The sequence below is a fragment of the Sphingobacterium sp. xlx-96 genome (assembly GCF_011007365.1).
Classification (GTDB): domain Bacteria; phylum Bacteroidota; class Bacteroidia; order Sphingobacteriales; family Sphingobacteriaceae; genus Sphingobacterium; species Sphingobacterium luzhongxinii.
The window spans coordinates 125,943-149,485 of sequence record NZ_WFKM01000004.1; the positions used below are offsets into that span (position 1 = coordinate 125,943).

The 23,543-nt window shown below is 44.0% G+C and carries 20 protein-coding genes; 6 read left to right on the forward strand and 14 right to left on the reverse strand.

The window, feature by feature from the left end:
- The first annotated feature begins 1 nt into the window (after position 1).
- The gene (locus tag G7B20_RS08910) at positions 2–415 is read left to right on the forward strand and encodes a PH domain-containing protein (RefSeq protein WP_164110400.1); all 414 of its coding nucleotides are present in this window, start codon (positions 2–4) and stop codon (positions 413–415) included.
- Here G7B20_RS08910 and G7B20_RS08915 read toward each other — a convergent pair.
- Positions 381–1,202 carry an XRE family transcriptional regulator gene (locus tag G7B20_RS08915; RefSeq protein WP_164110402.1) on the reverse strand — a complete coding sequence of 274 codons (822 nt, stop codon included), beginning with the start codon at positions 1,200–1,202 and terminating at the stop codon, positions 381–383. The two genes, G7B20_RS08910 and G7B20_RS08915, sit on opposite strands and share 35 nt — an antisense overlap.
- A 99-nt stretch (positions 1,203–1,301) precedes the next feature.
- Between G7B20_RS08915 and G7B20_RS08920 the strand changes: the two genes are divergently transcribed.
- The 3 genes from G7B20_RS08920 to G7B20_RS08930 are packed head-to-tail and all read left to right on the forward strand — an operon-like array spanning position 1,302 to position 6,740.
- Entirely contained in the window at positions 1,302–2,045 is a 744-nt protein-coding gene (locus G7B20_RS08920; RefSeq protein ID WP_164110403.1) for an ImuA family protein, read from the forward strand.
- A complete protein-coding gene (locus G7B20_RS08925) occupies positions 2,038–3,531 on the forward strand; it encodes a Y-family DNA polymerase (RefSeq protein ID WP_164110405.1) in 1,494 nt (497 codons plus the stop codon). The genes G7B20_RS08920 and G7B20_RS08925 overlap by 8 nt, the downstream gene beginning before the upstream one ends.
- Before the next feature lie 5 nt (positions 3,532–3,536).
- Complete coding sequence (locus G7B20_RS08930; protein ID WP_164110407.1) at positions 3,537–6,740, forward strand: error-prone DNA polymerase; 3,204 nt, start codon at positions 3,537–3,539, stop codon at positions 6,738–6,740.
- 652 nt (positions 6,741–7,392) lie between these two features.
- Here G7B20_RS08930 and G7B20_RS08935 read toward each other — a convergent pair.
- From G7B20_RS08935 to G7B20_RS08945, 3 genes are read right to left on the reverse strand one after another with little or no spacing between them, the layout of a single operon-like run.
- Positions 7,393–8,052 (reverse strand): phosphatidylserine decarboxylase family protein, encoded by a 660-nt coding sequence (locus tag G7B20_RS08935; RefSeq protein WP_164110409.1) that lies wholly within the window; start codon positions 8,050–8,052, stop codon positions 7,393–7,395.
- Positions 8,039–8,923 carry a PfkB family carbohydrate kinase gene (locus G7B20_RS08940; protein WP_164110411.1) on the reverse strand — a complete coding sequence of 295 codons (885 nt, stop codon included), beginning with the start codon at positions 8,921–8,923 and terminating at the stop codon, positions 8,039–8,041. The genes G7B20_RS08935 and G7B20_RS08940 overlap by 14 nt, the downstream gene beginning before the upstream one ends.
- Positions 8,913–10,046 (reverse strand): aspartate aminotransferase family protein, encoded by a 1,134-nt coding sequence (locus G7B20_RS08945; RefSeq protein ID WP_164110413.1) that lies wholly within the window; start codon positions 10,044–10,046, stop codon positions 8,913–8,915. The genes G7B20_RS08940 and G7B20_RS08945 overlap by 11 nt, the downstream gene beginning before the upstream one ends.
- 258 nt (positions 10,047–10,304) lie before the next feature.
- Between G7B20_RS08945 and G7B20_RS08950 the strand changes: the two genes are divergently transcribed.
- Positions 10,305–11,741, forward strand: coding sequence for a PLP-dependent aminotransferase family protein (locus G7B20_RS08950; protein ID WP_164110415.1), 1,437 nt, complete (start codon positions 10,305–10,307; stop codon positions 11,739–11,741).
- Between the two features lie 417 nt (positions 11,742–12,158).
- Here the strand turns inward: G7B20_RS08950 and glyA are convergent, their stop codons facing one another.
- From glyA to G7B20_RS08990, 8 genes are all read right to left on the reverse strand, one after another.
- The gene (glyA, locus tag G7B20_RS08955; RefSeq protein WP_164110593.1) at positions 12,159–13,427 is read right to left on the reverse strand and encodes a serine hydroxymethyltransferase; all 1,269 of its coding nucleotides are present in this window, start codon (positions 13,425–13,427) and stop codon (positions 12,159–12,161) included.
- 115 nt (positions 13,428–13,542) lie between these two features.
- Positions 13,543–13,962 (reverse strand): cytochrome C, encoded by a 420-nt coding sequence (locus G7B20_RS08960; protein WP_164110417.1) that lies wholly within the window; start codon positions 13,960–13,962, stop codon positions 13,543–13,545.
- Positions 13,963–13,973: 11 nt separating this feature from the next.
- On the reverse strand, positions 13,974–14,246 hold the full coding sequence (locus G7B20_RS08965; RefSeq protein ID WP_164110419.1) for a hypothetical protein: 273 nt from the start codon (positions 14,244–14,246) through the stop codon (positions 13,974–13,976).
- Positions 14,246–15,250 (reverse strand): cbb3-type cytochrome c oxidase subunit II, encoded by a 1,005-nt coding sequence (locus G7B20_RS08970; RefSeq protein ID WP_164110421.1) that lies wholly within the window; start codon positions 15,248–15,250, stop codon positions 14,246–14,248. The genes G7B20_RS08965 and G7B20_RS08970 overlap by 1 nt, the downstream gene beginning before the upstream one ends.
- A 15-nt stretch (positions 15,251–15,265) precedes the next feature.
- A complete protein-coding gene (locus tag G7B20_RS08975) occupies positions 15,266–17,404 on the reverse strand; it encodes a cbb3-type cytochrome c oxidase subunit I (protein WP_240465996.1) in 2,139 nt (712 codons plus the stop codon).
- Positions 17,405–17,633: 229 nt separating this feature from the next.
- Entirely contained in the window at positions 17,634–18,974 is a 1,341-nt protein-coding gene (gene hemL / locus G7B20_RS08980) for a glutamate-1-semialdehyde 2,1-aminomutase (RefSeq protein WP_164110423.1), read from the reverse strand.
- Positions 18,975–18,986: 12 nt separating this feature from the next.
- Complete coding sequence (locus G7B20_RS08985; RefSeq protein ID WP_164110425.1) at positions 18,987–19,796, reverse strand: Cof-type HAD-IIB family hydrolase; 810 nt, start codon at positions 19,794–19,796, stop codon at positions 18,987–18,989.
- Between the two features lie 109 nt (positions 19,797–19,905).
- Positions 19,906–21,597: a metallophosphoesterase family protein gene (locus G7B20_RS08990; protein WP_164110428.1), complete on the reverse strand. Its 1,692-nt coding sequence runs from the start codon at positions 21,595–21,597 to the stop codon at positions 19,906–19,908.
- Positions 21,598–21,714: 117 nt separating this feature from the next.
- On the opposite strand from G7B20_RS08990, the gene G7B20_RS08995 reads away from it, so the two are divergent.
- Positions 21,715–22,311, forward strand: coding sequence for a peptidoglycan recognition family protein (locus G7B20_RS08995; protein ID WP_164110430.1), 597 nt, complete (start codon positions 21,715–21,717; stop codon positions 22,309–22,311).
- Here G7B20_RS08995 and G7B20_RS09000 read toward each other — a convergent pair.
- Positions 22,303–22,881 carry an NAD(P)H-dependent oxidoreductase gene (locus tag G7B20_RS09000; protein ID WP_164110432.1) on the reverse strand — a complete coding sequence of 193 codons (579 nt, stop codon included), beginning with the start codon at positions 22,879–22,881 and terminating at the stop codon, positions 22,303–22,305. The genes G7B20_RS08995 and G7B20_RS09000 overlap by 9 nt on opposite strands.
- Before the next feature lie 62 nt (positions 22,882–22,943).
- Entirely contained in the window at positions 22,944–23,510 is a 567-nt protein-coding gene (locus G7B20_RS09005; protein WP_164110434.1) for a Crp/Fnr family transcriptional regulator, read from the reverse strand.
- Positions 23,511–23,543 lie beyond the last annotated feature (33 nt).

Consider the following 23,543-nt stretch of genomic DNA (forward strand, 5'->3'; position numbering starts at 1 on the left):
AATGGTATTTAAGTCGAAAATAAGCAAAGGATTACTTCTGTTGGTTGTGGTCGCTATCCTGATCGCACCGGGTATTATGCTATATCACCGTACACACCTATGGGAGGCTGCAATACTTTTAGTACTAACTTCCATAATATGTCTTCCTACCCTGCTCAACACGCACTATACCATTGAAGAAAATATATTAAAAATCAGGAGCGGTCTACTTTATAAAAAAAATATCCCAATAGACAGCGTCCGAAAAATCGTAGAGACCAACAATATGGTCAGTTCACCAGCTGCATCCCTTGATCGATTGGAAATTTTCTACAACAGCTTTGATTCTGTCCTGATATCGCCAAAGGAAAAAGTCGGCTTTATCGGTACCATTCAAGACATCAATCCAAAGATCGAGGTTGTGTACAAGACCTAACATGCCTTTCCAGATCTTTTATTGCGGCCATGACCATCGATAAGTCCGATTGTCCATCCGGAAAAACACGCGTACTATAAGCATGAAATTTCCATACCTCCAATACCTCCTCCATAGCTACCGTATAGGGACGATATGCAGGATTAAGCGACGACAGCAAAAACTGCCCCTCAGGAAGCCAGCTCACCAACTTGAATACAAAATCCTGCTGCCCTTTTAAAATCACAATACAAGGCGTACCCGCAGGAAGAGCCGTCCAATCCTCCACATAGCTCCCTGTAATATCACTTCCATCTGGAATCGGCAACATCGAATCACCTACAATAGGAAAAATACGATAGGTCCCCCCTTGTAGATGGGGCAACGAATATTTAGGCAAACCGGCTATAAACTCAGGATCTGCATAACTAGCTGCATACCCTGCCTTAGCCTTGACCGGTACATATTCCACATGCTCATTATTACTTTTATCTACACTAATAGCCAATACCCGAAGATTCCCCCCTTTTATAAAAACATCATTGCCCGACTCCAACTCTCTCAGTTTTAATTCGCCCAATAGCGGAAGGTTAACCTTGAGCAAGGTATCTATACTTACAGCAAAAAAATTAGAGAAATTCAGATAATCCTCCGGCTGAGGCGCCTTGGTATTCCCCGCCTCAATAGAAGCTAACTTGGCTCTTGTCAATCCCAATTTCTCTGCTGCTGCTTCCTGACTCAATCCCTGTCGTGTCCGAAGGAATTTAATATTAGACGCAAAAAATATTTTTTGATTTACCGACTTCATTTGTTATTATAGATAACACTATTTTGTTATTATTAATAACAAAAATAAATAAACAATGCGATAGATACAAAAATGAATTAAATACGAAGGGGGTAGCATATGGAAGGGACAGCAAAACAAGAGGTAATAAGACAGCTTCAAGAAAAGATTCTAAAATTAGAAGGTTTTAAACCCCATACGGGGATATTAAACCGTATTGACTTTGGTTTGGCCGACATAGAATACGCCTTTCCATTCGGAACATTCCCTACAGCCGCAGTACACGAGTTCATCAGTCTTACTGCAATTCATGCCACCGCAACCAATGGCTTTATTGCCAATATAGTTGCCAAGCTAATGCACGCGGGCAATTTCTGTCTCTGGATCAGCACCAAACGCAGCCTGTCTCCTATTGGCTTAACCCATTTCGGAATAGCCCCACATCAAGTCATCTTTGTAGATATCGCACAGGACAAAGACGCCTTATGGGTAATGGAGCAAGCCCTCAAATGTAACGCATTAGCAGCCGTAGTCGCAGAAATGGAAGAAGTAAGCTTTTCCGAATCCCAACGATTACAGCTTGCCGTAGAGAAAAGCAATGTTACAGGCTTCTTACACCGAAGACGCCCTCGTCATGAAAACACCTTGGCTTGCGTATCCCGATGGAAAATACGCTCCATCGCCAGCCGTCTTCCAGATGACTTACCTGGGGTAGGTTACCCCACCTGGGAGGTCTCTCTAGAGAAAGTCCGCAACGGCCGACCTGGAAAATGGCAGGTAAGCTGGCAAAACAATCGACTGATACATCTATCAAAAGAGACAATTCCAACGACAGCACGACCAAACCACGAACAATATGCCTAGACGTTATATGTGTATCTGGCTTCCGTTCTTCGGAACCGATCGAGCAGAGAAAGAACAGCCTGAACGAAGGAAAGCCCCGTTTGTACTCACCCTTTCCCAAAATGGCCGTGTAAAAATACAAGCAGCCAATAGGCCTGCACTACAGGAAGGAATATCCTGCGGCATGGTACTGGCCGATGCCCAAGCCATATTGCCCCAGCTGGAATCTGCAATCTACGACACCAACAGCCTCAACCAAACACTACAGGCTCTTGGGGAATGGTGCATCCGTTTTGCCCCCATAGTAGAACTACAAGCTCCCGATGGCATTGTACTCGATATATCGGGCTGTACACATCTCTGGGGAGGAGAAGAAAAATACGGCAATCACATTATCGACAGGATCGCTCAAGGAGGTTATCAGGCTCAGGCAGCAATTGCCGATACCATAGGTGCTGCCTGGGCGGTAGCCCGGCATACCACCCGGCTTAGTATAATCCCTAAGACACAACAGGCACAGGCCCTATCCGGACTGCCTCCAGCTGCACTCCGGATCTCCCTACAGATACAGCAACGCCTCCATAAATTAGGCTTTCGTTATATCGAAGAGTTTATGCACATCCCCAAAAGCACATTAAGACGGCGTTTTGGAGACGTACTTATCTGCCGATTAGGACAAGCATTAGGAACAGAACAGGAACACATCAACCCTATAGAACCCATACCGAGCTATCAGGAGCGATTATCCTGCTTAGAACCTATATCGACCAGCACAGGTATCCAAATAGCCTTAGAACAGCTCTTAACCACCTTGTGCGACAGACTGAGGAAAGAAGAAAAGGGACTTCGTCAAGCGATATTCAGGGGATACCGGATCGATGGCAACCTACAAACAATCCACATAGGTACAGGAAGAGCTTCCTCCAACCCCACCCACCTTTTCAAATTGTTTGACCTCAAAGTTCCCAACATAGAACCAGCTTTGGGTATAGAGCTGTTTGTTTTGGAAGCCACCTTGGTAGAAAACAGCATCCTTCCACAGGAAGGTCTTTGGCAAACGAAAGGCGGGCAACCGGAAATTGCCGAATTGCTGGACAATATTGCAGCCAAGATAGGTTCTGGATCTATCCATCGCTTTCTACCTTCCGCTCACCACTGGCCTGAACGGACAATCGAGCCCACCTCATCCTTAGACACACAGCCCCAATCGGACTGGCCCAGCCATGCATTACGCCCCTTACACCTACTGGCACATCCCGAACCTATCGAGGTCATGGTTCCCCTTCCCGATTACCCACCGGCGCTCTTTAGGCACCGTAAAAAGATATATAAGCTTGTCAAAGCGGATGGGCCCGAGCGCATCGAGCAGGAATGGTGGATCAGCGACGAACAACCAAGGGATTACTACCGTGTGGAAGATGAAAAAGGAGCTAGATACTGGCTATTCCGCTGCGGATATTACGGGCAAGGGGATCCAAAATGGTTCCTTCATGGTTATTTTACATAAACACAATGGAATACGCAGAACTACAAACCACCAGCAACTTTTCTTTTTTACGGGGAGGTTCACATCCCGAAGAGTTGGTCGAACAAGCGGTACAGCTCGGTTACAAAGCGATTGCCATAACCGATCGCAATACCCTTGCCGGAATCGTACGTGCCCATCGTGCAGCACGGGAAAAGGATATCCATTTTATCCCGGCCTGCAGGCTCGATCTACTCGACGGTCCCAGTTTACTAGCCTATCCCACCAACATAAAAGCCTACAGTAATCTTTCCACTCTACTCACAACAGGTAATCTTCGTGCTGAAAAAGGAGAGTGTCACCTCTATAGCGCAGATGTGTTCCGCTATGCTGCAGGTATACAATTCATCATCCTACCACCAAAAACGCTAAACGAGGCCTTTGACTTTGAACCTGAATTCAGCCTGATGCTAAAGCAGTACCAAGAGCACCTGCGTGGCATGATTTACCTAGGCGCGTCTTTTCTTTACAATGGAGACGACCACAAAAAACTATTTCGGTTAAACCAGCTATCGGAAGAACTGAACATCCCCATCGTCGCCCTCAATGACGTACACTACCACAATTCCGAGCGTCGTGAACTTCAGGACGTACTGACCTGCGTGAGGGAAAAATGCACCATCCACACAGCAGGCTACCGTCTACACGCGCATGCCGAACGCTACCTCAAACCGATAGACGAAATGCACCGCCTGTTTCGCAACTACCCACAGGCCATCCACAATACGCTAAAAATTGTACAAGCATGCCGATTTTCATTGGACGAACTGAAATACGTCTATCCGCAAGAGATTACCACCGAAGGAAGAACACCACAGGAAGAACTGGTGTATCAAACCTGGAAAGGTGCTGACCGACAATTCGACGGGGATATACCCGAAAAGATCAAAGCAACGATAGAGATGGAACTCGAGTTCATAGCCCGAAAGAATTACGCCTCGTACTTCCTGACCGTATACGATCTGGTACGTTTTGCACGCGAACGGGAGATCCTATGCCAAGGACGCGGATCCGCAGCCAACTCGACCGTATGTTACTGCCTGGGCATCACTTCGGTGAATCCCAAAAACATAAATCTCTTATTTGCCCGATTTATGTCGGACGCACGGGACGAACCACCTGATATTGATGTCGATTTTGAACACGAACGTCGGGAAGAAGTCATGCAATACGTCTACAACAAATACGGACGCCACCGCTCGGGTATCGTAGCCACGGTAACCCAAGTGCATTGGAAGGGGGCCATCCGGGATATCGGTAAGGCCATGGGACTCTCGGTGGATGCTGTAGACCATCTGGCCAAGTCCAAGTACGAACTGACGGAAGAATGGCTCAACGGACAGGAACTGACCTCACAAGGATTCAGCGCAAAGGATCCATTCCTGCGAAAGGTGCTCGAACTCACCGAAACCTACATCGGATTCCCCCGGCAGCTCGGGCAGCACACAGGCGGTTTTGTCATCACCCAAAACAACCTGGCCGAACTCTGCCCTATCCTGAATGCCCGGATGGAAGACCGAACCAACATCGAGTGGAACAAGGACGACATCGAAGCCCTGGGGTTCCTCAAAGTAGACGTACTCGCCTTGGGCATGCTCACCTGCATCCGTAAAGGATTTGATCTGGTCAGACAGCATTACGGGCGAGAGATGACCTTAGCCAACATACCTCAGGGAGATAAAGACGTGTATGAAATGATTAGCCACGCCGACACATTGGGAGTCTTCCAAATTGAAAGCCGTGCGCAGATGTCCATGTTGCCCCGACTGAAACCAAAGGAATTCTATGATCTGGTTATCGAAGTCGCCATTGTACGCCCGGGACCGATCCAAGGTGACATGGTACACCCCTACCTGAGAAGAAGAAATAAAGAAGAAGCAGAAGACTATCCTTCGCCCGAACTAGAAGCTATTCTGAAACGAACCTTAGGCGTCCCCCTGTTCCAAGAGCAGGCTATGGAGATCGCCATCGTCGCCGCAGGCTTCACACCTGCCCAGGCCGACGGGCTCCGTCGCAGCATGGCCACCTTCAAATCCAAAGGCAAGGTCGCCGAGTACGAACGCATGCTCGTGGAGGGAATGGTCAACAACGACTATAAAGAAGAATTTGCCAGACGCGTCTTCCGCCAGTTGGAAGGCTTTGGAAGTTATGGCTTCCCTGAAAGCCATGCCGCCAGTTTTGCGTTGCTCGTATACGTTTCCTCCTACATCAAATATCACTACCCTGATGTGTTCGCTGCCTCTTTGCTCAACAGCCAACCCATGGGCTTCTATTCTCCGGCACAAATCATCATCGATGCACGTAAGCATGGGGTGCAGGTCAGACCTGTAGATATCAACCATTCCGAATGGGACAACACACTGGAAGAGCTAACGGGGCCGTATCACGCATTAAGACTCGGTCTAAGACAAGTAAAAGGCTTAGACGAGGTAGGCGCTCATCTTTTAACAAAAGGCCGTCAGAAGGCTTATAAATCGGTCAATTCGGTATTCGAAGCTGGCGTCCCTTTAAGTGCGCTGGAAAAACTCAGCGATGCCGATGCTTTTCGTTCCATAGGTCTAGACCGAAGGCAGGCACTTTGGGAAGTCGCAGCTTTGGCAGACCATCCGACGGGTGCGTTTACCGGACAACCCTCGAACAGCACTTTCGAAACCGAAGTAACGCTACCAACCCTGTCACCGATCGAACATGTCATGGCCGACTATGCGAGCACCACACTTTCGCTCAAGGCACACCCGGTCAGCTTTGCCCGAAAAAATCTGGACGCCCTCCATGTCTCCCCTTCTGCCAAACTCAGCGACATGCGCGATGGCATGTGGATAAAAGTCTGCGGACTGATTACGGTACGCCAGCGACCGGGTACCTCCAAAGGCGTCCTCTTCATAACGATCGAGGACGAGACCGGTTTTTCAAACCTCGTGGTATGGGCAAAGACTTTTGAGACCTATCGCAAAGTCATCTTACAATCCCAACTGCTACTCGTCACCGGCAAACTTCAGATCGAAGGCGAGGTCATCCATGTCGTCGTAGAATCCTGTCACAACATGAATCATCTCTTAGCGATAAAAACCCGAAGCCGCGACATAGGCTCCATCCAGAAATCAACTTCGACCAACGAAAAAAAAGCTACGGATAAAATCAGCACAAGTGGAATCCAAGGAGAGCTATTCCCATCAAGAGATTTTAAGTGATCCGTAAAAACATATTATTAAAAAAAATTAAAAAAGACTTGCAAATGTGTAATACATACACTATCTTTGTGGTATCATAATTTAGGTTTATAATTGGTTACAAAAGGTTTTCATTCTCCCCGTTTGAAAACCTTTTTTCTTTTCCCCATATCCGACTCAACCTTGTACTTTCACCCTCAACTTTCCGATCTTCATTTTAAAAAAAACAAAGCTTGACAACTTCCCGTTTTTCTAAAACTGACACCTCAATAATCTCTTCGGAAAAAGTCAAAAAAAAGCATTAAAATTACACTCGATTTCTAACCATCCAAGAACTGCATTTCTTGTCGAAACACAGTTCATAAAGTCAAAAAGAGAGTAAGCACTTACCTGGAGTGTTTTTCGTAAAACCGCATCTCAAAATAAGCCCAAACACAATTACGAATTTCATAATTGAAAAACACTAACCTTTAGTATATAACACTTTAAATAAAAACAAAAGAAGTAAAACTTTACATATAAAACAAAATCAACACAGAAAAAAACAGCGTAAATGGCTTAAAACGCTCCAAATGCATTGAAAATTTGTCAATAAAACAATAATATTAAATTTAAAAACATTATAATCAAATGTATATAGCAAACTATATAAACAAAAAAATAAATATAGTTTTTACCACCTAGCGATAGGTGTCACTCCTCCCTTAGGTTTATCTCCCAGCTTCACCAACACCTCTGTACCCAATGGTAACAACACATCCATTCGAGACCCAAACTTGATAAATCCCAGCTCTTCATTTTGCCTTACTTCCATCTCCTCTTCGCTGTAATTCACGATGCGCTTTGCCAAAGCTCCTGCAATCTGTTTTGCCAAAATAAGCTGCCCATTTTTATGTTGTAGAACCGTCGAATAGCGTTCATTTTCGGTAGACGATTTGGGGTGCCAAGCGAAGAGATATTTACCTGGATGATACTTTCTATAGATCACTTTCCCTCCTATGGGGTACCGGTTGACATGCACATTCAGCACACTCATAAAGATAGAAACCTGAACTCTCCTACCTTCAAAATACTCATCACACTCCACCTCTTCGATGGCTACTACCTTGCCATCGCAAGGTGCAATTACCCATTCATCACTAGCTGTGTGGTCCCGAAAAGGGATCCTAAAAAAGTAAATAACGAGCCCTAGTGGAACGGTGATCAACAGCAAAATCGACCAACTGATAAGAGGTGAAATCCCATAGAAAAAATAAAATGACAGTAGATTTAACAGCACATAAATACCTATCGCTATCCCTATCGAAGCGCTTCCTTCCTTATGAATTTTCATCTATTTTTCCTCCTTTATAAATTTGTAAAACATTCATTTTCTCCTTTGCATACAGCAGATCTTCCGCTCTTATTTCGGTCGAATCACGCGCATTTACCCGACTCAAAACTGCCGAAATAAACTCCGTCGTATAGTTTATAGACTCCGATATTGACCGTCCATTTTTCAATTCTACAGTCACCAATGCGGTAAAAAGGTCTCCTGTTCCTACCGCTTCTATAGGTATACGGGCTGCCATAAACCGCTCGACATGCCCCTCGATAACGAGCAAATTCTCCAAATATCCCTCCGGTGTATCGTGCAAATGGGCCCCTGTAACAATGATTTTCTTTCCTTTTAACTGCGGAAAACCCGTCAATAATTCGCTTAACTCTTCTTGAGTTTCAAATTTACTTCCCAATATATACTCCATTTCGAAGTGGTTTGGGGTCATAATATCGCATAGAGGGAGCAGTATTTTTAGGGAGTGAGCAACCGCATCTTCGGACAGGTACAGCCCTGAAGTACGGAAATCACCAAAGACCGGATCATAGATATAATAGGCTACACACCCGTTATCCTTGCAGGAAGAAATCCATGCGGCAGTAGTATCAATAAGGGCTACAGCAGAGATATAACCGGTCATAAAATAATGGGATATGGTCTTATCCAACCCCAAATCCACCCCTATTACGAGCTCCGAAAAGAGTTCAGCTGAGATCACATCACCCCTGTAATCGGGGTTATCGGTAGCCGAGGACAACAGGACGGTAGGAAGCATACAGACATCCGACGCGTGCAATTGTGCAGCAAACATAGCCATATTATTTCCCACATACCCCGTAGAAACCAGGCTCTGTACACTCACTATTTTAGCGTCTTTATCCTTCATTTCTTAATGCTCTTTTTAGTTTTTCTAAAAATACCTGCGCCTGTTCCAAGCTAAAAGTCAATGCTGGCAACAACCGCAACGTATAATTTCCAGCATATCCCGTAAACACGCCCTCTTGATACAAAAGATGATCTTTTAATGCGGTTATATCTTTATCAAACTCTACCCCAATCATCAATCCCCGACCGCGGACATCCTCCACTCCAGGTATTTTTTTCAGCGCCTCCTGCAGAAAATCCCCTACGACAGCCGTATTATGGAGCAACTCCTCGTCTTTCATGACCTCCAATACGGCCATAGCTGCTGCACAAGCCAGATGATTACCACCAAAAGTCGTCCCCAATTTCCCCATAACGGGTTTAAAAGAAGGAGATATCAAGGTTGCCGCCATAGGAAATCCATTCGCAATTCCTTTTGCAACCGTAATCAAATCAGGTTTTATACCCGCATATTGATGGCTAAAAAAACGCCCTGAACGCCCATATCCAGACTGTATTTCATCCAATATAAGTAGCGTCCCCGTGTTATCGCAAGCTGACCGTACTTGATTTAAAAATAGATTATCTGCCACATGTATACCACCTACTCCCTGTATTCCTTCGATAATAACAGCACAAAAAACCTCCGTCTCCAATTGCTTTCTAAGACTCGAAATATCATTGAAGGGCGTAAAAACAAAGTTGAAATTTTCATTGATCGGAGCACGCATGGAGCCAATATCAGTCGCTGCAACTGTCGCAGATGTACGTCCATGAAAGGCATTGGACATCGCCAGTACCTTACTGCGCCCAGTATGAAAAGAAGCCAGCTTAATGGCATTTTCATTGGCCTCAGCTCCAGAATTGGAAAAGAACACGCTGTACTCCGGGTAGCCGGACTGCTCTCCTAACTCCAGCGCCAACTGGTCCTGTAATTTATTCTCGACAGCATTGGAATAGAAAGCGATACGATCCAATTGCTGTCGCATGGCGTTGACATAGTGTGGATGACCGTGACCAATAGAAATAACGGCATGTCCACCATACATATCCAAATAAGCTCGTCCTTCTTCATCATACACATAGCTACCTTGAGCTCTTACAATATGAATATTGGACTTCTGAAATACGGCAAATGGGTTCATACAATGCTAAAATTTAAAACAACATAACTAGAGATCTGACGATCATCTTTTGGAAAGACGAAATTCCGTCTAAATCCGATAATCCAGCTAGTCCAGTTTTGCTTTAAAGCCACAGACCAAAAACAACTTAAAAACAATAAACAACTATTTACAAGTACATTACAAAAACAAGCAAACCAACATCGGACCATCTGGTATAGAAAACATCTGTAAACAATCGTATCTTTGGACCACCAAACAATTTAAATCTGACACGACATGTTAAGACCCTGGACACTTGATATAGAAATAGACAAATCCGCTACAAAACCGATCTATTTGCAGATAGCAGATATTATAATCGAAAGTATCAAATCAGGTCGCCTCCCTAAAGGCACCGCCCTTCCGGGAAGCCGAACACTGGCTAACAGCCTACAAGTCAACAGAAACACCGTTATTGAAGCTATTCAGGTATTGCTCAATGAAGAATGGCTGACCAGTCAAGAAAGAAGGGGAACCTTTGTCTCGCACAATCTCCCAATTTCTTCAAAATCAAAATCCCTGCAAGCGGAAAGCGACATTGCACCTGAACCACAGCTCCCTGTGCACATTCCTTTTGATGATGGCCATCCGGACAGCAAAATCGCGCCTGTAGATCAACTTGGACGGGCCTATCGACAGATTTTCAAACGAAACGCCCGTTGGAAGATGATGGGATATTCAGAAACTAACGGTAACCTGGACTTTAGAAAAGCCATCGCAAGCATGTTAAACCAAGAGCGGAACATGCAATTGCATGAAAATCAGCTCTGCATCACACGAGGAAGCCAGATGGCCATGTACCTGGTATCACAGTGTCTTTTACGCCCCGGAGATTATGTAATCGTCGAATCACCTGGCTATAGTTCAGCCTGGAAAACATTTGAAAAAGCGGAAGCGAATCTGATTTATATTCCTGTCGATTCGGATGGAATAGTCGTTGAAGATATCCTACCGCATCTCGCTTCAAACCCCAAAATAAAAGCAATATACCTTACTCCACATCGGCAATACCCGACTACAGTCACGCTGAGTTTACAACGCAGGTTAGAACTGGTCAGTCTCTCCAATCAATATCAATTTACCATTATCGAGGATGATTATGACTATGAATTTCATTTTGGTTATCGTCCGCTACAACCCATTTCGGCATTCTCCGAATTGGAAAATGTAGTTTATATAGGTACATTAAGTAAGGTAGTCGCACCAGCGCTTCGAATAGGTTATCTCGCTACTAAAAACCAAAAACTGCTGGATAACATTATTGATCTCCGTCGTATCATAGATATTCAAGGCGATAGCATCATGGAGCAAGCTGTCCTCGAGCTCATAAAAGACGGAACCATAAAACGTCATATACGAAAAGCGACTCTTCATTATCAGTCCAAACAGAACTTTATGGTAAAAATGTTGGGCGAACATCTCGCTACACAGGTTACCTACCATATACCCCAAGGCGGACTTGCTTTTTGGATATGTCCTAAATACCCCGTCAACTGGACTATGGTATTTGACAGATTAACAGAAAAATCAATATCCATCTTACATCCTTCTAACTACTACGAACATACAGGTTATGAAGGACTTCGGCTAGGCTACGGTTCTGTATCCGAAGAACAGATAAAAGAGGGAATTATAGCACTTGCTGATATATTGGCAAAGGCAAGATTAGATTAAAAGCTTTTATTCTACAATCAATTTTCTCGCCCAAGCCCGCGAATGGCTCGTACTTTTTTCCGCAAAAAGTACGCAAAAACTCATCGCTCAAAACTTTTGACACAACGTTCCTGCATCCTCGTGCAATAGTCAAAATTTTTCTAGGCGATAAAGGAATTAATGCGAGGACTTTGCATTAATTAACGCTCCCCTTACAAGCTAGATTAATGTCGCCTGTGAAGATTCTGACATCAGTACTGAGAAGCACAAACGTTCGGTCAGAATGTTCAAGCGACTAGGCTTGGACACTTGGCCGATACCAAGTGTCACGCCTGTCCGGCATGGAGGACAGAGAAAACATCATAAACAGGACTTCAATTACCCCCCACGCCGCTGCTTCTAAGGTAAACAGTACCTTTTACAGACTTTATCCAACATCTAATACAAAGGATAATCCATCATCCAGTTATTAACCTTCTCTTTGATACCCTTCAACTTATTTGCATCATCTTTGTTGCGCAATGCTTCCTCCATCAAATCGACAATGGTCTCCATATCCTTTTCAAGCAATCCACGTGTCGTAATCGCTGGTGTTCCAACCCGGATACCAGAAGTCTGCAACGCCGATTTCGTATCAAATGGAATCATATTCTTATTCAAAGTAATACCCGCGTTATTCAGAACTAATTCGGCCTCCCGTCCAGATATAGACCAACTAGAAAGATCGATTAACAGCAAATGGTTATCTGTACCACCGGACACCATATCAAAATTGCGGGAACGAAGGGCGTTTTCAAAGGCTTTGGCATTCTTCTGTACCTGCTTAATATAGCTATCATATTCTGCTGTAAGTATTTCACCAAAAGCAACCGCTTTAGCGGCTATGATATGCATCAATGGACCACCTTGATTTCCAGGAAAAACCGAAGCATCTAAAAGCGAAGACATCATCCGTATATTCCCTTTATTATCTTGGAGCCCAAAGGGATTCTCAAAATCAGCCCCCATCAATATTATTCCTCCACGCGGCCCACGTAAAGTTTTATGAGTTGTACTTGTCACCACATGACAATGCGGGATTGGGTCAAACAGCAATCCCTTAGCAATAAGCCCCGCAGGATGTGCAATATCTGCCGATAACAACGCTCCTACGCTATCCGCTATCGCTCTAAATCGCTGATAGTCGATATCACGGGAATAAGCCGTAGCTCCTGCTATGATCAGATTGGGCCGTTCCCGGAGGGCAATCTCTTGGATCCGGTCATAATTTAAAAAACCAGTTTCTTTATCGACGCCGTAGAAACTGGTTTTGTATAACTTGCCTGAAAAATTGACCGAGGCTCCATGCGTGAGGTGCCCACCTTGCACCAGATCAAATCCAAGTATCTTATCACCTGGCTTAAGACAGGCCGACAGCACTGCAGCATTGGCCTGCGAACCGGAATGTGGTTGCACATTGGCGTAGCTGGCATTAAATACCTTCTTTATACGGTCTATAGCGGCCTGTTCTACCTGATCCACAACCTCACAACCGGCATAATACCTCCTGCCAGGATATCCTTCGGCGTACTTATTGGTTAATACAGAACCTGTGACCTGCATCACCTGCGGGCTTACATAGTTCTCTGAAGCGATGAGTTCCAGATCTTTCATCTGTCTGTCCTGCTCTTGTGCGATAAGATCAAAAATAAAGTTGTCTAATTCCATCATGCGTAAAAGTTTTAAGTTAAATACGAAGTTCTGTTATTATTTTCCGCAAAAGTAAGCTTCAGATGGATGGTATTGCTAGTACAGAATGTGCAATAGCTACTGATCCAGATACTCACAGCACCTCCACAACCGGGAGATTCATATAACGAACCAAATAGTACAACGACCAAGCAATAAAGCCAATAAGTAAAATCCACACCCAAAACGGGATGGTCTGCGGAGTCTCACTACCGGATATCAGAAAAGACTTCTGATATCCTTTACCATAGGCATTAATCATAATAGGCACTACACCATCGACAACAGCATTCTCCTGAATACCCTCCACCGCTATCGCGGGACCATTACGTACCTCAAAAGGAATGATCCGTATTCCTTCCTTACCAGAGGGATCTTTACTGACCAATTTCAAACTATGCTTGCCATCAACTAGTTTGCGGGTATCGATATCGATATGAATAGGTGTAGTCACTATCGCTAGAGGGTTCACCTCCTCATCCATAAATATGTATATTTTGCTTTTAGCTTCCATCTCTAAGCACTTTAAACATCCACTTCATTGATTATCATCCGCTTGATATGCGTATGCTCCTTCTCCATGGGACGAATCAGCCATTTAATGGAGAAAAAAAGTGTAGCCAGCACAATCAAGGCTACAGCCCCTATAATCCAATAGTCAAACTGGCTATCGGGTCCTGACCCATGCACCACACCCCTTAATATCTTGGACTGGTGCCTATCACAGACCGGGCATGCCCACACCGTTTGTTGTATTACGCAGAACGCAATAACGAGTATACTTCTTAACTTGTTCATCACTTCATTTGTGTTTTTAAATACTCCATAACTTCTTTAACTTCCTCTTCGCTCACTTTGGGAGCTTTATTGCCCCAACTGTTACGTTCATAGTTTATAATCGCAGTTACTTCTTTCTCGGTCCAGCCCATATTATGCCCCACCGCAGGCATCGCACTATATTCAGGTCTGGAATCATAACCGTTCATGATAATATCTACATATAGCTTGAGGTCATTGCTAAGCACGATTTTACTATTTTTCAAAGGAGGAAACGCTCCTGCCAATCCTTCGCCAGAAGCCTGGTGACAGGATTGGCAATTGGCGGCATACAATGTCTGTCCATCCAATAGTCCATCATCCATTTTTGATACGGTTCCCCCAACTTTCTCTTCCGGCTTATAAAGAAAAGATGGCGTAGTTGTAGCTTCAGGAAGCGGAGCCTGCTTCAGCTCCTGCAGGTAAGCGACAAGATATAGTGCCTCTTGGGTAGCCACCGCCCTCTTATTCCCTTTCCGCATAGCTATAGGCACACTTACTGCGATATCTCCTTCCTCCAAAACCTCTTTATGTGTAAACAGCCAAGGATAAGCCGGCATAATAGACTCCTTAACAACCAGACGTGGGTTATATAAATGGAGGAGATGCCAATCCAGACTAGGTTGCCTATTTCCTACATCCGTCAGGTCAGGTCCTGTCCGTTCAGTCCCCATCAATGTTGCTGTATTTCGCCAGGTATCCACACGCTTGCTCAATGCATAATCAGCAGCTATGGATGGTCTATTGCCCCACACTTTATCCATATGCACATTACGTACCTGTTGACTATGGCATGCCACACAACCATTGGATATATAGAGATCCCTACCTTTTCTTGCATTTTCACTCAGGGGCTGCGCATCCGGCAGAGGACCGTTATTCATCTGATTATCAAATGCTGGCACAATAGCAATAACAACAGTCAGTAACAGAAATAAAACCGTAGCCGTTGTAAATAGCTTTTTATGATTATTAAAAATTTCCATTTTTAGCTTCCTCCTTTAGTTGTTTTCGACATTTTCCTCTTCCAGATAAGTGATAACCTGATCCACAAGTGACTTATCCTCTTTACTTACAGCCATCATCTGGAACACATTATACGCAAATACGATATGCGATATCCACATTAAAGTACCGCCTATTGCGCGCCACAGCCAATAAGGCATCATCAAAGGCACGCTATCGATAAATGGCACATTTTCCATCCATGCTAAACCACGCAATGTCCCTCCATACATCAGGGAGACCGAATAAATCATCAGACCGATTAATGCTAGCCAAAAATGAGCACCTATGGCTGCCTGTCCGGATTCCTTTCCCGTAAGACGCGGAAGCAGGGCATAGATCCCGCCCCACAGTAGAAAGGCAATAATACCATACATCGTCATATGGGAATGCGCTACCGTAAAGTCAGTAAAATGCCAAAGTAGATTCGTGTACCGGAAGGCTTCAGCTGTTCCCTGCATCGATCCCGTAAAGTAAAAAACAATACCTACGACAAAAAAAGGAAGAGAATAACTATCTCTCACTTTGTGCCAGGCACCACGGAAAGTCATGATAAAATTGGTCGTACCTGCCGCCACAGGGATCACCATGCCTGCACTGGCCACAATAGCAACAGTTTGTAGCCACCAGGGAATAGCACTAAAAACAAAGTGGTGTGTACCAATAAGCGTATAGAACAGAATCTGTGTCCAGAACGCCAGTATACCCAGACTATAGGAGTAAATAGGGCGATTGAGCTGTTGGGGCAGAAAATAATAGACAATTCCTAAGGTAAACAGCATAAACCACATCCCTACCGCCTGATGCATATAATATCCCTGAATAATAGTCTCCCCCAATCCATCTTGATAAGAAGGAAGATAGCCCACTACAGCAACAATAGAAATGAACAATACAGCCGATACAATATACCAGTTGGATATATAAATCTCTTTGGTTTCTCTTTTTGCTATTGTTTTGAGGTAGCTCCCTAAGGTAAAAGTCAATCCCAAAGCAAACAGCAGCATGATGGGCCAAATATACTCGCGATACTCGCCGCCGCCATTGTTTATCCCGGCCATCAGACTGATACTGCCAAATAATACGCAGGCATTGATCAATATCAAAGAGTACCACCCCCAATTGACTTTCTGCAACGGTACATTACTCACCTTAGCAACAATATAATAGCCCAACCCGATCATCCCTAAGGATGACCAGCCCCAGAAAACAGCATTGGTATGTACCGGACGTAGCCGTCCAAAACTGAGCCAGCTTATTGCTTCGGCATCGGGCGCAATAAATTTGATACCCAGATATTCACCTACAGTCGTACCAAATAACAACCAGAATGTAGCCGTACCGATAAACCACTGTATCAATCTGGAACTTGAAGCATCTATTTTAGGTCTAGGGAGTGCTTTTCGCTTTTTAGCTACGAAAGGAAGATTCTCCAAATCCCGGCTCTGCAACAGTCCTTTTTCATCAGATACCGCCGCTGCCCCACTCAGTTCCTGATCCGAAAGCCGATATTGGAGTGCCCCCATCCGCTTTTCAAAAACAGCGGCATCTACATCATCCTGTTTCCGCACATAGTCAGCGAGTTCTTCCGCTTCCTTCTTTGTTCCCATATTGACAGACTTGCGCACCTGCTTCCTGATCTGTACAACCAGCAGGATAATGGCGACAACAAGTGGAATGGCTACCAGAACCATCGTCACTAATACACCGCCTTGACTGAGCAAATCCAGATCATCTACTTTTTCGTAAAACTGTGCTCTAGCCTGTAATGCAGCTCCCAACAGAAAGAAAAGAACGGCACCAACTCGTTTATTTTTAACCAATTGACTGATCACGCTCCATAATCGACTGACCTGCTCTGCACTGCTATCCCGTATCAGCTCATCCAAACGTTTTCCATAACCTTCATCTCGATGCAGGCGTCCTTGTAGCAACTGCCAGTACCGATTGATATACTTATAGAGTAAAGTCGAGACGATAAACAGAAATAAAACCAATACAACCCCAAGACAGGTTATCCAATCCATATCATGAAATGAAAAAGAGGTAGGGAGCATGACATGTGCTTTGGAAACCTGCGGGCTGTACAACAGTAAACAACTAAAAAGTAAACTATAAAATCTTGACATTGCCATAAAGAATAATTATTCGTTTTAAAGAATATGATTAGAATCGACCCGGGCTGGGGATATATGGCTTTGGAAAAAGAGGTCAGGAATGGATTCGAACCATTATAAAAGGTCTTGCAAACCTTTACCTTCCAATCAGTCACCTGACCTTAAGATCTTCACTTTAGTAGATCATCTTTTGTTACCCAAAGATACGCCATATGGTAATAAATTTGCCATGACAGTTCAGGCAAAATCACCTAGTCCAGCTTAGCGCAGACGCTGTTGTTATTTTATTTTTTAGCATACCCGACAGTACTGAATGGGCTGCTTCAATAGTATGATCGAGGTCTTCTTGCGTAAGCGCATCAGACAAAAACCAGGACTCGAATGGAGAAGGCGGAAGATAAATTCCCTGCTCCAGCATACCATGGAAAAACGTACGAAATACACCTGCATCTGCACCTTGGGCTGATACATAATCCGTAACCACATCGCTATTGAAATACAGAGAAATCATAGAACCTACACTGTTGATACAGACCTGAATCTGCAATTCCTCAAACAAGGATTTCAATCCCTCTTCCAAATAAGCCGTCTTATGTTGAATCCTCCGATACAGCGCTTCATCCTTATTGATCCGTTTCAGCATCTGTATTCCTGCCGACATGGCTAAAGGGTTCCCGGAAAGTGTCCCCGCTTGATAAACAGGCCCCAAGGGTGCTAACTGATCCATAATATGACTTTTACCAGCAAATGCGCCAACTGGCAATCCGCCTCCGACAATTTTTCCAAAGGTCACCAAATCGGCTTCTACCTTAAAATACTCCTGTGCTCCCCCCCGTGCCAGCCGGAACCCGGTCATTACTTCATCAAAGATCAATAAAGCCTGATACTGGGAACAAAGTTTACGTAAACCCTCCAAAAATCCCGAGACAGGACCCACACAGCCCATATTACCTGTTACTGGTTCGACAATTACTGCTGCAATACTTTCGGGAAACTGCTCAAATAAAAGCGCGACACTATCTAGCGAGTTGAAATCAGCCAATAAAGTATCCACTACCGCTCCCTGTGGTACTCCTGCCGAATCCGCAATCCCCAATGTAGACAAGCCACTGCCTCCAGCAACCAAGAAGTAATCGGCATGGCCGTGGTAACAGCCAATAAATTTGATGATCTTGCTCCTCCCTGTAAATCCGCGCGCAAGTCGAATAGCGCTCATCGTTGCTTCTGTACCTGAATTGACAAAGCGAACCTTCTCCACATGGGGTACAGCATCGACAAATAACTTTGCCAGCTCTATCTCCGCTTCTGTAGGAATACCATACGAAGTCCCCAAAAGTGATTGCTTCCGAATCGAATCCACCACAGAAAAAAAGGCATGCCCAAACAAGAGGGCTCCCCAAGAATTCACATAGTCTATATAAGTATTATCATCCGCATCGTACAGATAAGCGCCTTTCCTTTTTTTCACAAAAACAGGATTCCCTCCCACACCGTTAAATGCCCTAACAGGAGAATTCACTCCCCCAGGAATAAGCGATCCTGCCCTCAGAAAAAGCCGTCTACTGTTCTCATATCTGTCTTTCTTCATGATCCTATTATATTAAAGTGTAATCAATCCATCTTCTTCCTGTAACAGGTTAAAGTACTTTAGCGCCTGTACCACTCCTTGTTCATCGACTTCGGCCGTGACATGATAAGCGATATCCTTTACCTCCTGACGCGCATTCCCCATAGCCACTCCATACTTAACATATTTGAGCATTTCGATATCATTGCCACCGTCTCCAAAAGCCATCGTATCACGTTTTCCAATTCCATAATAACGTAACCAAAAGGCGACTCCGGTCGCTTTGTTGTAACGCTGATTGTTGATATCTGCAAAATCATCATGCCACCTCGTCGCTACACAATTGACCATAATATTATCGATGATTGTCTTTTCCTGCTCAGGAGTGATATAGGCAGTCAGCTGAAATACTTTGGAACGCAACAACTCCAACAGAGGGCGCTTTTCAGGAAGAGGGATATGGATAAGTGAATAATGATGCTTCAGTAATTCGTTAATATCATTGGCAAAAACACCTTCCTCGGTCATGTAAGAAACACAAAATGCCGAAGGTCTGGACTCTAGGTATTGTACCAGATTAAATAGATCTATATAAGGTATAGATGATTTATAAAGAACTTTTCCTTCCGCATCGATGCCTACCGCTCCATTCGAAGCAACAAATCCATCAAAAGGAAAGTCGGTGACACGCTTAATCTGCGCATAGGAACGCCCAGACGCGACAAACACCTTTATTCCAGTGTTTTTTAAACAGCGTAGACTATCAAGAATCGAATCAGGAATAGTCTCTTCATTAAATCGTAATAAAGTACCGTCTACATCAAAAAAAATAGCTTTAACCATAGTTGTACGGGGTTTAATAAACACAGTACAAACATAGGTCTAAGCTGGAACAGTTAAATGATACAGAAATAACAATACGACATAGTCCAGATATTCCTCTTTTGCTGGATTACCAAGGGTAATTATAATAAGAACTTGCGTTCTCATCGGTCAGCATAACACGCAATGAGGGGTTCATTAGCGCGTCATCAAATGCTATTTTCTGCTTACCAACAAAGAGGTAAGGGTATACAAACCGAATGCCGTGGCTATAATCTACGTAATAATCGGCATGTCCGGTAAATACGGGCTGTATAGGTTTAGCATCCAATTTATGCCAACCGTATAGTGCCAATTTCCCTTTAGTGGCCCGAAGCTTTTCAGTCGACACCACATCCTTCTTAATTCCGGCGATAAGGCCTTTTCGCCCTTGTCTTTGTTGTTCAATACGAACATTGTGCGCCACAAAGGTATTGAACTGCTCTCTATCTTCTGTTAATGGTAAAGGCTCGAGCTTCACCTTTGCCTGTTGATAAACAGCATCACAGATCTTACTATTGCTCAACACGAATCCCAACGAATCGGCTATATACTGAGCCGTGCTAGGTCTTATCGGCAATCGCACGAAATCGACATCCGTACCCAACATGAGGTAATCAGGCATGACATAATAATAGGCATCTATCCTATTTCCCTTTTCATCCAGCCCAGTTACATCAATCCGTTGTAATTTCCGCATAAATTTTGGAAAGTTACCCCTAAGAAAACTCTCCGCTATTGCTTTCTCCCGTTGTTCGTTATCTAAATCAGAAAGTTGCTGTACAATACTCTTTGCAGGTAAGGCATTCTTCGGTAGCTTGGGTAAGTTCAATTTTTCTCCGTTAAGGGAGCGATCTATACGCTTTACAGTTCCATTGAACCCCGTTATTTCTCGGGGTAACGCATAAAGCGGTACTTTATGGTCATCTGGCGCGACGAAACCAAGTATACTCGCCTTGCTCATTCCTCCTTTTTTTGGAATGTCAATAATTGCATACGATTTGTAAGCCGGAGCGTCATGACCAATCAACGGTCTAGGTCCCCCTCCTAGACAACCACTATGAAGGAGTGTAACTTGCTGTTTGGACCCTGGGAAATAAGCATGTTGATGCCCGGAAATATACATATCCACAGCATGGTCCTTAAAGAAAGCTAAGGTAGCATCGGCGTCCTCTATTACTTCTCCGGGTTTGTTTTTCGCCTCTACCATAGCATATAAAGGTAAATGCCCTAAAACTATTCGCCCCCTTGCTTTCCGCGCATAGTCAGAGGACAATTGTGTTACCATCCAGCTCTTTACCGCATCAGGAATAACCGATGCTGAAGCATCCCAACTCAAAAACAAGATGTTATTCTTTAGATAAGAGAAATAATACGGAAAGTGGGTATCATCTACGAAAGTAAGTTTTGCCTGATCTTTATACGCTGTCCAGAAAGCAGAAGCCGCTTCCCGATCATTTTTATAATTGGGAGAAGCATCATGATTACCCATCGTAAAACCAAAAGGAATATTCATCTGCTGGATAGGCTCCAACACCGAAGCCTGAAATCCGCTCCACATACTATCTAGCTGAGATCTACGTAAAGAGGCTTTTTGTCCTGCGACCATATCCCCTCCACATAAGATAATATCTGGATTGATATCCTTTATCCGCCCCACCAAACGATGTACCTCCGTACTGTATGTGACCGAACCATACGCATCATTCAAATCCGAAATCACCAATATCTTTAGATCCCGGTCTTTCTGTTCGCGCTCTAAATCCTGACCAAAACAGGCCATAGAAAAGAGAGAAAGAACAAAGACAGAAAAAAAGCGCAGATTGAAACACATATTGGAATAATAAAAAGTACGGCTAAAATTACCTAAATTGCATTAGCAAACCTAAGAAAAATCAACATGAAGCTTTTGTTCTTACTTCTTCTATTTCCTTTAATGTCATTCTATCCTATAGATCCTTCTATAGAAATAATCATACAACCACGTAGTAGTTGGAATGCACAAACAGCACGTCCTTATAAAAAGCATACCCCTGTACGAATTACCATACATCACGAAGGAGGAAAAATAGTATTGGAAAATGGAGATGCTAAACAAAGGCTAAAGAATATACAGACTTGGTGCATGGGACCTGAGCGCAATTGGACAGATATCCCGTATCACTACCTGATAGCTCCAGATGGCACTGTCTATCAAGGTAGAGATGTGCTGACAGTGGGCGAGACCAATACAGACTATGATCCTACAGGCCATCTTTTGATATCTTTTCTGGGAAACTACAATGAACAGCAACTCAATGAACACCTCCTAGATGTCCTGGTGAAGCTTACTGCTTCTTTCTGTCAACAGTATGACATATCGCCTGAAACAATAGCCACCCATCGCGACTATTGTGGACATACCAATTGTCCAGGCCAGAACATCTACACCTATTTCGAGAATGGATACATCAAAAACAGTGTAAAGAAACTCTTGCTGGAAGCTCCGTTAAAGTAACTGACGTCCCAAAGCCTTTATGTTATCCAACCACTTCGTACGCTGAGCATCCGTTGAATTACGTATAACCCCAACATACGTAACCTTTACCGGCTTGATTCCGCAGAATTCCAGAATCGACTTTTTCAGTTGATTGACACTAGGCCTTCCAAAAAATAAACGGTAATACCATCCCGGTTGATCCAGAGTGGTTATAATATGAGCGGTCTTAACACGCAGCAACTTGTCCCACCAAACAGAATTTGGACGGTACTTGTACGCCATACCAGGCAAAAAAAGTCGATCCACAAAGCCCTTGGTTACTGCAGGGAGCCCACCCCACCAAACAGGATGAATCCAAACGAGATGGTCGGCCCATAAAATACTATCCCAAGCCTGTATCAAATCGGGCTCTAACTCCATCCGTTGTTGATATCCGTACTGTAGATTAGGGTCAAATTGCAACTCACCAATAGGAATAACCCTTATTTCGGCTTGCTGCCCAAGTGCTCCATCCCAATAGGCTTGTACCAAAGCACTGTTAAAAGATTTCTTATTGGGATGTCCATTGATAATTAAGATCTTCTTCATGTCTGCGAAAATATAGTATGCAAAGCTAACAGCTATACCAACCGATTATACAGGACAAATGTCTAAAAAGAAAGCGATTTACGAATACGGCTTAAATGTCGTTGGGTGATCCCCAGATAAGAAGAGAGGTACTGTAAAGGTATGGATTGTATATAATCAGGTTGTTTTTTGAGCAAACTACCGTAACGCGATGAAGCACTTTCTTTTTGCAATTGAAACACCCGTTCTTCAAGCTCTATATATTGTTGCTCGGCTATGATCTTCAAGAACTTCGTCCATTTCGGGTCAGACGCTTCCAAGTCTTCTACCTTCTTCATAGTTAGAACCCAAATCTTCGCTTCAGTAAGGGCTTGCAAGTTTTCGACACTCGGTGCACCCGAGATAAAAGAAGAATAAGCCCCCAACATACCGTTAGGAAAACGGAAACAATAAGTAACATCATCTCCCTTCTCCGTATGATAATAGGAACGGAATATACCTGACTCAATAAAAGCGACTTCCTTACAGACTTGACCCGCCTGAGCAAAATAACCCATTTTGGACAATGTCCGATATTCAAATAGGGGTAAAAAACCTGCTACCTCTTCTTTACTGAAAATACCAAAACTTAAAAAAAAATGTTCGATCATACCTCACAAAAGTAAGTTATATGGGGCATTGTA

Coding starts and splice junctions, on each gene's coding strand:
- G7B20_RS08990 (WP_164110428.1), bottom strand. CDS start 21,597: ATGGCCTGTTTTGGTCAGGATTTAGAGCGCGAACAGAAAGACCGGGAT.
- G7B20_RS08930 (WP_164110407.1), top strand. CDS start 3,537: ATGGAATACGCAGAACTACAAACCACCAGCAACTTTTCTTTTTTACGG.
- G7B20_RS08940 (WP_164110411.1), bottom strand. CDS start 8,923: ATGAAGGATAAAGACGCTAAAATAGTGAGTGTACAGAGCCTGGTTTCT.
- hemL (WP_164110423.1), bottom strand. CDS start 18,974: ATGAAGAAAGACAGATATGAGAACAGTAGACGGCTTTTTCTGAGGGCA.
- G7B20_RS09005 (WP_164110434.1), bottom strand. CDS start 23,510: ATGATCGAACATTTTTTTTTAAGTTTTGGTATTTTCAGTAAAGAAGAG.
- G7B20_RS08925 (WP_164110405.1), top strand. CDS start 2,038: ATGCCTAGACGTTATATGTGTATCTGGCTTCCGTTCTTCGGAACCGAT.
- G7B20_RS08975 (WP_240465996.1), bottom strand. CDS start 17,404: ATGGCAATGTCAAGATTTTATAGTTTACTTTTTAGTTGTTTACTGTTG.
- G7B20_RS08910 (WP_164110400.1), top strand. CDS start 2: ATGGTATTTAAGTCGAAAATAAGCAAAGGATTACTTCTGTTGGTTGTG.
- G7B20_RS08950 (WP_164110415.1), top strand. CDS start 10,305: ATGTTAAGACCCTGGACACTTGATATAGAAATAGACAAATCCGCTACA.
- G7B20_RS08920 (WP_164110403.1), top strand. CDS start 1,302: ATGGAAGGGACAGCAAAACAAGAGGTAATAAGACAGCTTCAAGAAAAG.
- G7B20_RS08945 (WP_164110413.1), bottom strand. CDS start 10,046: ATGAACCCATTTGCCGTATTTCAGAAGTCCAATATTCATATTGTAAGA.
- G7B20_RS08935 (WP_164110409.1), bottom strand. CDS start 8,052: ATGAAAATTCATAAGGAAGGAAGCGCTTCGATAGGGATAGCGATAGGT.
- G7B20_RS08970 (WP_164110421.1), bottom strand. CDS start 15,250: ATGGAAATTTTTAATAATCATAAAAAGCTATTTACAACGGCTACGGTT.
- G7B20_RS09000 (WP_164110432.1), bottom strand. CDS start 22,881: ATGAAGAAGATCTTAATTATCAATGGACATCCCAATAAGAAATCTTTT.
- glyA (WP_164110593.1), bottom strand. CDS start 13,427: ATGGAATTAGACAACTTTATTTTTGATCTTATCGCACAAGAGCAGGAC.
- G7B20_RS08985 (WP_164110425.1), bottom strand. CDS start 19,796: ATGGTTAAAGCTATTTTTTTTGATGTAGACGGTACTTTATTACGATTT.
- G7B20_RS08960 (WP_164110417.1), bottom strand. CDS start 13,962: ATGGAAGCTAAAAGCAAAATATACATATTTATGGATGAGGAGGTGAAC.
- G7B20_RS08915 (WP_164110402.1), bottom strand. CDS start 1,202: ATGAAGTCGGTAAATCAAAAAATATTTTTTGCGTCTAATATTAAATTC.
- G7B20_RS08965 (WP_164110419.1), bottom strand. CDS start 14,246: ATGAACAAGTTAAGAAGTATACTCGTTATTGCGTTCTGCGTAATACAA.
- G7B20_RS08995 (WP_164110430.1), top strand. CDS start 21,715: ATGAAGCTTTTGTTCTTACTTCTTCTATTTCCTTTAATGTCATTCTAT.